At 62.5% G+C, this 9929-nt stretch carries 9 protein-coding genes; all 9 read left to right on the plus strand.

Annotated elements, in window-relative coordinates:
* Positions 1 to 373 precede the first annotated feature (373 nt).
* The 9 genes from L901_RS12695 to L901_RS12735 all read left to right on the plus strand — a co-directional run bounded on the left by L901_RS12695 (position 374) and on the right by L901_RS12735 (position 9894).
* Positions 374 to 1873 carry an NAD(P)-binding domain-containing protein gene (locus L901_RS12695; RefSeq protein ID WP_082710609.1) on the plus strand — a complete coding sequence of 500 codons (1500 nt, stop codon included), beginning with the start codon at positions 374 to 376 and terminating at the stop codon, positions 1871 to 1873.
* The gene (locus L901_RS12700) at positions 1866 to 2510 is read left to right on the plus strand and encodes a 2-hydroxychromene-2-carboxylate isomerase (RefSeq protein WP_059757181.1); all 645 of its coding nucleotides are present in this window, start codon (positions 1866 to 1868) and stop codon (positions 2508 to 2510) included. The genes L901_RS12695 and L901_RS12700 overlap by 8 nt, the downstream gene beginning before the upstream one ends.
* Positions 2507 to 3508 (plus strand): dipeptidase, encoded by a 1002-nt coding sequence (locus tag L901_RS12705; protein WP_059757183.1) that lies wholly within the window; start codon positions 2507 to 2509, stop codon positions 3506 to 3508. The genes L901_RS12700 and L901_RS12705 overlap by 4 nt, the downstream gene beginning before the upstream one ends.
* A 30-nt stretch (positions 3509 to 3538) precedes the next feature.
* Positions 3539 to 4612, plus strand: a complete 1074-nt coding sequence (locus L901_RS12710; protein WP_059757186.1) for an ABC transporter substrate-binding protein — start codon at positions 3539 to 3541, stop codon at positions 4610 to 4612.
* Between the two features lie 20 nt (positions 4613 to 4632).
* Positions 4633 to 5688 carry an ABC transporter ATP-binding protein gene (locus L901_RS12715; protein WP_059757189.1) on the plus strand — a complete coding sequence of 352 codons (1056 nt, stop codon included), beginning with the start codon at positions 4633 to 4635 and terminating at the stop codon, positions 5686 to 5688.
* A complete protein-coding gene (locus L901_RS12720) occupies positions 5688 to 6563 on the plus strand; it encodes an ABC transporter permease (protein WP_059757192.1) in 876 nt (291 codons plus the stop codon). The genes L901_RS12715 and L901_RS12720 overlap by 1 nt, the downstream gene beginning before the upstream one ends.
* Before the next feature lie 8 nt (positions 6564 to 6571).
* Entirely contained in the window at positions 6572 to 7360 is a 789-nt protein-coding gene (locus tag L901_RS12725) for an ABC transporter permease (RefSeq protein ID WP_059757194.1), read from the plus strand.
* A gap of 1 nt (position 7361) precedes the next feature.
* Positions 7362 to 8870 carry a carboxylesterase/lipase family protein gene (locus L901_RS12730; protein ID WP_059757197.1) on the plus strand — a complete coding sequence of 503 codons (1509 nt, stop codon included), beginning with the start codon at positions 7362 to 7364 and terminating at the stop codon, positions 8868 to 8870.
* A gap of 76 nt (positions 8871 to 8946) precedes the next feature.
* Positions 8947 to 9894: a LysR family transcriptional regulator gene (locus L901_RS12735; RefSeq protein ID WP_059757201.1), complete on the plus strand. Its 948-nt coding sequence runs from the start codon at positions 8947 to 8949 to the stop codon at positions 9892 to 9894.
* The last annotated feature ends 35 nt before the right edge of the window (positions 9895 to 9929 follow it).

Here is a 9929-nt window from a genome sequence, read left to right on the forward strand (position 1 = left end):
GGCTTCACTTTCATCGATGTTTTGGCTTGCGCGGCGCGTTGCGGAGGGCTTCAGCCGCAGGCAGGTCTTTGCTCGTCGCGACGATATCCCCGCCGGGGGATTGGCGCGGCAAAGACTATTCCGATTATGATTTCCGAACCGAAAGATTTTTGCTGAAATTCTGCATTTGGCGATGATCCCGTCACCCGCGCCGGTCTCGTTTCCCTCCCGTCGCGCGGAAGAATCGGCAGGCCGAGCTTCACTCCCCGCCGCTTGCGCGAAAATTTGCCGAAAACTGCCAATGATTAGAAGATTTTTGCTTTCCGGATTTCCGCTTCTGTGTTTCTTATAATGCTTAAATAGAATTTTTAACGCTCATTAATTCAGAAATAACATGATGGAAGATCGCAAAACCGACGCAGTGTCTGTGAATGCGGGCGGCTTGCCGGCGCTGGAGGCGAGGCTTGCGCAGGAACTCGCCCTGCTTGAGCGACCGGCAAAGCCGTGGGTGCCGCGCACCTCTCTCAACGGTTCCGAGGTGCTGGATGTCGCCGTCATCGGCGCCGGGCTCTGCGGGCTGACCGCGCTTGCGGCTCTTTCATTTGCCGGTATCGACAATATCCGCGCTTTCGACAGGGCGCCCAGCGGGCGGGAAGGCCCATGGGTGACCAGTGCGCGCATGGAGACATTGCGCACCCGCAAGGAGCTGGCCGGGCCGGCGCTCGGCGTACCCTCCCTGACATTCCGCGCATGGTTCGAGGCGCAGTTCGGCGCGCGCGCCTATGAGGAGATGGTGCTCATACCGCGTGAAGCCTGGATGGCTTACATGGTCTGGTACCGCAATGTGCTGGCGCTGCCGGTGAGCAACGAAACCGAACTTGCCGGTCTCGTTCTGCGCGAGGATGGCCTGTTCGCTCTCGATTTTCTGGGGCGGGAAGGTCCAGCTAGGGTTCTGGCGCGTCGGGTGATCCTCGCGACGGGGCTCGATGGCCTCGGTGCGCCGCGCCTGCCGGATGTGGCGAAAACGGTTCCTGCCCGCTTCGTGCGCCATAGCGGCGATGTATTCGATATGGGCGCTTGGCGCGGCAAACGTGTCGCGGTGGTCGGCGCCGGTGCTTCGGCGATGGACAATGCAGCCGCAGCACTGGAGGCGGGGGCGGCCCGTGTCGATCTTTTCATTCGCAGGACCGATATCCCCCGGGTCGAAAAATTCGGCGGTATCGCCAGCCTCGGCATGACCCACGGTTATATCGGCCTGCCCGATGCCGACCGCTGGGCCTTTATGGTCGAGGCGGAGCGCACACAGATCCCGCCGCCGCGCCACAGCGTCCTCCGGGTCTCGCGCCATGACAATGCGTTCTTCCATCTGGGCAGTCCCGTTCTCAGCCTGACGGAAGCGGGAGATGCGGTGGAAATCGAGACCCCGAAGGGGCTCTATCCGGCCGATCTCATCATTTTCGCCACCGGCTTCGACGTCGATTTCGCCCGGCGGCCGGAATTTACCGCCTTGAGCGGCCGTGTCCTGCTCTGGCGCGACGCCTATCAGCCGCCGGCCGGTGAGGAGAATGACGCGCTGGGGTCCTATCCCTATCTCGGGCCGGCTTTCGAGTTTCTACCGAAACCGGGTCTGCCGGCCGCCGAGGCGGAGGCGATTTCCCGTATCCATTGCTTCGCTTATCCGGCTGTTCCCTCCCACGGGAAAATCACCAGCGGCATTCCGGCCGTCAGCCCGGGGGCGGAGCGGCTGGCGCAGGGCATCGCCAGGTCTCTCTTCGTCGAAGACCGCGCCCGTCATTTCGAGACTTTCATGAACCACGACGCCGCTGAAATCACCGGCGAGGAATGGCGCGATGCGGACGCGCAGGACAGGATCAAGGAGCATGCCAATGGCTGAAGCGGCACTGAAACTGGAGATATTTTACGGCATTTCTTCGCCATGGGCCTATTTCGGCGCGCCACGGGCCGTGGAAGTCGCCCGCACACATGGCGCCGCAATCGTGCTGCGCCCCATCCGCATCATCGAGGCCAATGGCGGCATTCCGCTGCGCAGCCGTCCGGATGCCCGGCAGAGCTATCATGCCGTGGAGCTGGATCGGTGGCGGCGTTATCTCGACATGCCGCTCAACCTGACGCCGAAATTTTACCCCTGCGCCACGATCGAACGGGCCGCCCAGCTCGTCATCGCCGCGCAGAAGGCCGGGCTCGATGCAATCAGCCTGTCCTTCGCCATCCAGCGCGCCTTGTGGAGCGAGGATCGCGACATTGCCGATCTCGACACACTGCGCACCATCGCGCAGGCCGTCCTCGGCTCGGAAGGTGCAGCCCTCGTGCGCGATCCGCAGCCGGAAGACATCGTGGCGGAATGGCACGGCAATCTGGCAGAGGCCGAACGTCTCGGGATTTTCGGAACGCCGACCTATGTGGTGAATGGCGAACTCTTCTGGGGGCAGGACCGTCTGGAATTCGTCAGCCGCGCCCTTGGGGCGCTCAAACAGCAGCTTTCACAATCCGCAGTGAGGACATCCGCATGACCGATGCCGCAAAACTCCATAATGACGCCATCGTCATCGACGGTCTGCAAACCTGCCAGTGGAGCAGGTCGATATTCGAGGACATGCGCGCCGGCGGCCTCACCGCCGTCAATGTCTCCAGTGTGATCTGGGAAAACTTCCGCGAGGGCATCGGTTATGTCAGCGAATGGAAGCGTTTCCTGCGGGAAAACGACGACCTGATCCGTCCGGTGCGGACGGTCGCCGATATTCACGCGGCCAAGGCCGAGAACAGAACCGGCATCATCATCGGCTGGCAGAACACCTCGCCGCTCGAGGACAAGCTGGACTACGTCGAAATCTTCAAGGATCTCGGCGTCGGCATCATGCAGCTGACCTATAATACCCAGAACTATTCCGGCGCCGGATATCTGGAGGAAAACGACAGCGGCCTGACCGGCTTCGGCCGGGAGGTGCTGGCGGAGATGAACCGCGTCGGCGTGCTCTGCGACCTGAGCCATGTCGGCGACAGAACGACGGCGGATGTCATCGCCCGCTCGAAAGCGCCGGTCTGCATCTCGCATGTGCTGCCGCGGGCGCTGCGCGATGTGAAGCGCAACAAGCCGGATGAACTCTTCAAGGCCTGCGCGGAAAAGGGCGGCATCATCGGCATCAGTCTTTTTGCGCCGGGTCTCGCCGCTGGAAACGATGCCACGGTCGAGGATTATCTAGACGCCATGGCCTATGTCATCGATCTCGTCGGCGAAGACCATGTCGGCATCGGCACGGATTTTTCGCAGGAGCGGCCACGTCCCGGCCCCTGGCAGCTCTGGGCCAACCGCGACAAGGGCACGGCCCGCACGCTGACGGAATTCGCGACGGTCAAGATTTCCAAGCCGAAGGGCATCGAGCGCATCGGCGAGGTGCCCAATATCACCGCCCGCATGCTGGCGCGCGGCTGGAGCGAAACGCTCGTTCTCAAACTTCTCGGCCAGAACTGGCTGCGTGTGCTGGATGCCGCCTGGCGGCCCGCAAACTGACAATATCGAAAACAAACGGAGGCAACTGAAATGAAAAATGCTCATCAGCGCCGCAAGGCCGCTCTCGTCGTCGGCATCGTTGCCGCCGGAATCGCATCGCTCTCGGGCACCGTCTTCGCACAGGATGCGACGAAGGGCACCGTCAACATCGTCGGTTTCTCCGGCGTCTTTGCGGATAACTACCAGAAATTCATCATCGACGCCTTCAAGGCCAAACATCCGGGCATCGAGGTGAATTATCAGCAGAGCAAGAATTCGGCCGAAACGCTGGCGCTCCTCACCCTTCAGCGCGCCGAGCCGAAGGTCGATGTCGCCCTGATCGACGTTTCGGTGGCGATCAAGGCGAACAAGGAGGAGCTGTTCACCAAGCTTGATGCCGCAAAGGTGCCGAACCTTGCCGAACAGCCGGAATGGGCGCGCATCGATGGCGACCGCGCCGTCGCCTTCTCGCAGGACAATCTCGCCATCCTCTACAATACCGACGCGGTGAAGGAGCCGCCGACGAGCTGGGCCGATCTTGCCGATCCGAAATACAAGGGAAAGATCGCCGCCAAGCTTTCCGATACGCGCGGCGTCATTCTCCTGCCGATCCTCACCAAGCTGAAGGGCGGCGACTACAAGACCTCCATCGATCCGGCCATTGATTTCCTGAAGGAGGTCGCGCCGAGCGTCTCGACCTTCGAACCTGCGCCGGATTGTTATGCGGTGGTGCAGAGCGGCGAAGTCGATCTCTCCATCTGCTGGAACGGCCGCGCGCAATATCTGCACGACACGCAGGGCGGCAAGATCGGGATCGCCCTGCCGAAGGAAGGCTCCATCGGCCAGACAAACACGATCGGTCTGGTCGAAGGCTCCGCCAATAGGCAAGCCGCCGAACTCTTCGTCAATTATGCGCTGAGCGCCGAGGCGCAGGCGACCTTCGCCGAAAAGAGCTTCTACGGTCCGGTCAACAGCAAGGTTGCGCTCAGCGAACCCGTTGCCGCCCGCATCTATGGCAGCAAGGAAGCCCAGGCCGCGCAGTCTTCCCTCGACTGGAACTTCGTGGCGGACAAATATTCGGCGTGGATACAGCGGATCAACCGCGAGGTCATCGCGGCGAATTGAGACAGGAAGCAGAGGACGCCATGGCCGATCATCATGTCGAGATCGACAATCTCGTGAAGACCTATCCGGGCGCCCTCAAGCCCTCCGTGGATCACGTCAGCCTTTCCCTGCCGCGCGGGGAAATGCTGGCGCTGCTGGGGCCTTCCGGCTGCGGCAAGACGACGATCCTGCGCATGATCGCCGGCCTCATTCCGGTAACCTCGGGCGAAATCCGGCTGGACGGCCGCGATATTTCCGCAACCCCGGTCCACAGGCGCAATATGGGCATGGTCTTTCAGGCCTATGCCCTGTTTCCGCATATGAATGTCGCCGAAAACATCGCCTTCGGGCTGGAAATGCGCGGCGTTCCAAAATCCGAGCGCAAGGAGCGGGTGGCGAAGGCGCTCGATCTGGTCAAGCTTTCCGGCTTCGGCGAAAGGCGCGTCTCCCAGCTTTCCGGCGGCCAGCAGCAGCGGGCGGCGATTGCCCGCTCTCTCGTCATCGAACCCGCTCTGCTGCTGTTCGATGAGCCGCTTTCCAATCTCGATGCCAAGCTGCGCGACGAGATGCGCGATGAAATCCGCGATATCCAGAACCGCACCGGCGTCACCAGCATTTTCGTCACCCACGATCAGGATGAGGCCCTGTCCATGGCCGACCGGCTCGCGGTCATGTCCGAAGGCCGGCTGGAGCAGATCGGCACGCCGCGCGAGATTTTCGACCGGCCGAAAACCGATTTCGTCGCTTCCTTCATCGGAGCCGGCTCATTCCTTACGGGCACCGTGGTTGCGCCGGGTCGCGCTGAGATTCCCGGCCTCGGTTTCCTGCATTTCTCTGGCGTTGTCCCGGTCGGCCAGAAAGCGCGGTTTCTGGTCCGCCCGCATCGCTTTCTGCTTGGCGATGGCGTCAATGCTTTCTCCGGCGTTGTCGAACACGTCACCTATCGCGGGCAGATGTTGACGCTCGGCGTGCGCGCCGGCGATCATCGTCTGCAGGCCGATCTGCCCACCCATGCCGCCGCTCTGCCGGCAAAGGGCGAGCGCGTGACGCTTTCCGTTGCGCCCGAGGATGTGACGCTGATCGGGGAGGCGGCCTGATGGCGGCGGCAAGCCATGCTTCCGGCGGCGGCACGTCGCATCGCGGCGTTTTGCTTCTCCTGCTTCTGCCGGGCCTCGTCGCACTGCTGACGACGTTTCTGTTGCCGCTCATCTGGCTGGTGCGCGCCTCCTTCGCCTCCTCGTCCATGGCCGCCCTTCGCGGCGGCGACTGGACGCTCGAATCCTACAGAACCGTGCTGTTCGACCCGTTTTACTGGAAGATCGCCTGGAACACGCTTTATCTCGGGGTGAATGTCGCCATTTTCGCGGTCGTTCTTTCCTATCCCATCGCGCTTTTTCTCGCCCGCACCCAAAGCCGCTGGCGCGGCGTGCTGACAGCGCTTGCCGTCGCGCCGCTTCTCACCTCCTCGGTGGTGCGTACCTATGGCTGGATGGTCATTCTGGGGGATCGGGGCGTCATCAACACGGCGCTGCAATCCTCCGGGCTGACGGATGGTGTCATACGGCTCACCAATAATTATTTCGGCGCAACCGTCGCGCTGATCGAAATCCTGATGCCCTATGCGATCCTGGCGATGCTGAGCGGTTTTGGCCGGCTGAACACGCAGCTGGAAGAAGCCGCCGCCATGCTGGGTGCGAACCGCCTGCGCGTCTTCACCCGCATCGTGCTGCCGCTGTCTCTGCCCGGCGTTCTCACCGCGGCACTTCTCGTTTTCGTGCTGGCGATTTCCTCCTTCGTCACGCCGCGCCTGATGGGCGGCGGCCGCGTCTTCGTCATCGGCACGGAGGTCTATAACGAAGCGACGGTGACGCTGAACTGGCCGCTGGCGGCTGCCCTTTCGGTGCTGCTGCTCGTGCTGTTCGGCAGCGTGATCGTGATTTACCAGCGCGCCATGCGCGCGCTTGAGACGTGAGGCCGGCCATGGACGCGAAATTCGGACGTCTCGCCCACGCGCTTCTGCTGACACTGCTTTATCTGTTCCTTCTGGCGCCGATCATCGTCGTCCTGATTATTTCCTTCGATACGCGGCAATATCTGGCTTTTCCCCCGGAAAGCCTGTCCTTCGGCTCCTATGCCAAGGTTTTCGCCAATGCCAAATTCATCGGCGCCTTCTGGCGCAGCCTCGGCATCGGTCTGCTTGTCGGTTTCGTCTCGATCTTCGCGGGGCTGCTTCTGTCGCTGGCGCTCTCACGGCACGAATTCCGCGGCAAGGGCGCGATCAACTTCCTCATCCTCGCACCCTTCCTCGTGCCGCATATCGTGCTCGCCGTCGGTGTCATGCTGGTGCTCGGGCCGCTTGGTCTGCTGGATAGCTATACCGGCATTTTCCTCGCGCATCTCGGCATCACCACGCCCTATACGGTGCGCACCATCACCATGAGCCTGATGGCGGTGGATCGCCGTGTCGAGGAGGCGGCGCGCGTTCACGGCGCATCGCCCGCCATGGTGCTGTGGCGCATCACCCTGCCGCTGGTCCGGCCCGGCCTCATCGCCGGTGCCGTCATCGCCTTCCTGATTTCTTTCGACGAAGCGACGATCTCGCTCTTCATCGTCTCGGTCAAATCCTCGACGCTGCCGACGGAAATCTATCATTATCTGGAATATTCCACCGATCCGCAGATTGCTGCTCTCTCCGTCATCCTCATCCTGATTTCGGTCATCGTCGTGGTGGCGGTCGAGCGACTGATCGGGCTGCGCAAGGTGCTGTGACATGACGATGGTGAAAGTGGCAGCCGGTACATTGCAGGGCAGGCTGGAAAACGGAATTCACGCCTTTCTCGGTGTGCCCTATGCCGCGCCTGTCACGCCCGAACGCCGCTTCGAAGCGCCGCAGCCCGTGTCGCCATGGCAGGGCGCGCGGGATGCGACCCGGCTTGGCCCCGTCTGCCCGCAAATTCCCACTTACGGCCCGGTGGGCACCGCCGCGACCTCGAAACTGGCCTTCGGCGAGGATTTCCTCACCGTCAATATCCGCACGCCCGATCCGGCGGGCAGGGCGCCCGTGCTGTTCTGGATCCATGGCGGCGGTTACGCGGTCGGTTCCGCCAATGAACCGGTGCTGCAGAGCGGCGCTTTCGCGGCAAGCGGCATCGTCGAGGTCACGGTCAATTATCGCCTTGGCGCGCTCGGTTTCCTCCATCTTGAAGGCAGGCCGGACAATCGCGGTCTGCTCGATCTTGTCGTCGCACTGGAATGGGTGCGCGACAATATTGCCGCCTTCGGTGGCGACCCTGAACGGGTGACGCTGGCCGGGCGCTCGGCGGGCGGCTTTGCGGTCGCGGCGCTGATGGCCATGCCGGGCGCGCAGGGGCTTTTCCACCGGGCCATGCCGCAGAGCGGCGCAAGCACGGGCATCGCCTCTATGGAGGATGCCGCCAGACTGACGCGCCGGTTTCTGGCGGCTGCAAATGCCGATGAGGCTTCGCTTGCAGCCCTGCCCATGCACCGGCTGCTCGAAATTCAGCGCGATCTCTGCAACCAGTCCTATGAGCAGCATGATTTTGCCCGCGACGGCGCAGCCTCGATGCTCGGCGTGCCCTTCGTCCCGGTTATCGATGGAGTAAGCCTGCCGGAACATCCGGAAACTGCCGCACGCGAAGGCCTCACCGCCGCCGTGCCGATGATGATTGGCTGCACGACGGGAGAATATGTGACCCATGCGACGGCGCAGCCGAAAATGGATTTCGCGCTTTGTGCGGAATTGCTGCATGAGCGGGTTCTGCCGCGTGGCCTCACCGGCTCCCTTATTGTCGAGCGTTATCGCAGGGCGCTGCCAGGTCACAGCCCACGCGGCATCTGGCGCGCGGTTGCCGGCGATCTCGTCTTCCAGCTTCCGGCGATCCATTTCGCCGGGCTGCATGCCCGTTTCAATCCGGTCTATAAATATCTCTACGGCCCGCTGGAGGCCGATGAGCTGGGCGCGCCGCACGGGGCGGAGGTCGGCTCGGTCTGGTATCGCGATGGTTCGAATGGCCGCGAACTGCCCGAGCGTCAGCGGGTGGCGGATGCGAGCTTTGCAGGAGCGATCCACGATCTGTGGGCCTCCTTCATAAAGGACGAACGGCCCCGTGCCCCGAATGGTGAGTGGCCGCTATATCATGCCGAAAAGCCGATGGTTCTGCGGGCGGCCCCTGCCGGGTTTGGCGCTACTCTCGATCCTTTCGACGGGCGCGAGGCGCTTTGGCTGCCGGCTGGCCATGAGGATCGCGGGCCGGTATAGCGCTTGGGTGACGATGAGGCAGAAACACAGGTCTTGAACACAGGCCTTGAACACAGGTCTTGGGGCGGAGTGGAAAATGGCGTCTGACTATCTCGATACGCGGCAGCTCGAGGCTTTCGTGGCCGTGGTGTCTATCGGCAGCATCACCGGCGCGGCCAAGGCGCTGGGCAAGTCTCAACCCGTCGTGACACGCCTCATTCAGGACCTTGAGGGCGAAATCGGCTTCGCGCTGCTGCACCGCAACGGTCCCCGCATCACGCCAACCGAAAAGGGCGTGGCCTTTTTTGCGCAGGCGGAGCTGTTCCTCGGCGGTCTCAGAACGATCAGCGAAAGCGCAAGGCGCATTCACGCCGCGCGCCGCACGGCCATCGAGGTCGCTTCCATTCCGGCGATTGCCGCAAGTCTCCTGCCACGGGCGCTCGCCGCCCTGCCGGCCGACCGGTTTCCCGATCATGTGCATCTCCAGAGCATTTCTTCGGAAAATGTCGTGCAGGCGGTGATGGCGGGCACGGCGGATCTCGGCGCCGTCAGCCTTCCACTCGACAATCCCGGCGTCGATATTCACTGGCTGGGGGAGGTGCCGTGCGTGGCTGTGGTGGCGGAAGATCATCCGCTCGCCCGGAAAGCGGTCATCTCCGCCGAAGACCTTGGCGGAAACCGGCTCATCGCTTCGGCAAACCCCTTCCGCCTGCGCATGCGGATCAACGATGTGCTTTCCAGCCTCGGCGTCGACCTTTCCTCCGTGATCGACAGCAATGCAACCTATGTTTCGCTTTCGCTGGCGCGCATGGGTCTCGGTGTCGCAATCGTCGAATCGATCACCCTCTGGGGCCTGCCGGTGGAGGGTGTCCGCGTCATACCGCTCTCGTTCCACATCCCGTTCCAGTGGGGCCTCGTGACGGCGGCCGGCCGGCCGGTCATCTTCGAGGTGGAGCAGCTTGTGACCACGGCAAGACGGCTGGTGTCGGATATTCCCCAGGCGATTGTTTACGATAAAATATCGCAAATTCAAAATTTTGATTGAATTTCCTGATGTAATTTGTGCGTTCGTTCCAGCCG

Source organism: Agrobacterium sp. D14, assembly GCF_001526505.1.
GTDB lineage: Bacteria > Pseudomonadota > Alphaproteobacteria > Rhizobiales > Rhizobiaceae > Agrobacterium > Agrobacterium leguminum.

What these genes read in the sequence shown, in the direction of transcription:
- L901_RS12735 (WP_059757201.1), top strand. Translation starts at nt 8,947, where the DNA reads ATGGCGTCTGACTATCTCGATACGCGGCAGCTCGAGGCTTTCGTGGCC.
- L901_RS12715 (WP_059757189.1), top strand. Translation starts at nt 4,633, where the DNA reads ATGGCCGATCATCATGTCGAGATCGACAATCTCGTGAAGACCTATCCG.
- L901_RS12695 (WP_082710609.1), top strand. Translation starts at nt 374, where the DNA reads ATGATGGAAGATCGCAAAACCGACGCAGTGTCTGTGAATGCGGGCGGC.
- L901_RS12705 (WP_059757183.1), top strand. Translation starts at nt 2,507, where the DNA reads ATGACCGATGCCGCAAAACTCCATAATGACGCCATCGTCATCGACGGT.
- L901_RS12700 (WP_059757181.1), top strand. Translation starts at nt 1,866, where the DNA reads ATGGCTGAAGCGGCACTGAAACTGGAGATATTTTACGGCATTTCTTCG.
- L901_RS12725 (WP_059757194.1), top strand. Translation starts at nt 6,572, where the DNA reads ATGGACGCGAAATTCGGACGTCTCGCCCACGCGCTTCTGCTGACACTG.
- L901_RS12720 (WP_059757192.1), top strand. Translation starts at nt 5,688, where the DNA reads ATGGCGGCGGCAAGCCATGCTTCCGGCGGCGGCACGTCGCATCGCGGC.
- L901_RS12710 (WP_059757186.1), top strand. Translation starts at nt 3,539, where the DNA reads ATGAAAAATGCTCATCAGCGCCGCAAGGCCGCTCTCGTCGTCGGCATC.
- L901_RS12730 (WP_059757197.1), top strand. Translation starts at nt 7,362, where the DNA reads ATGACGATGGTGAAAGTGGCAGCCGGTACATTGCAGGGCAGGCTGGAA.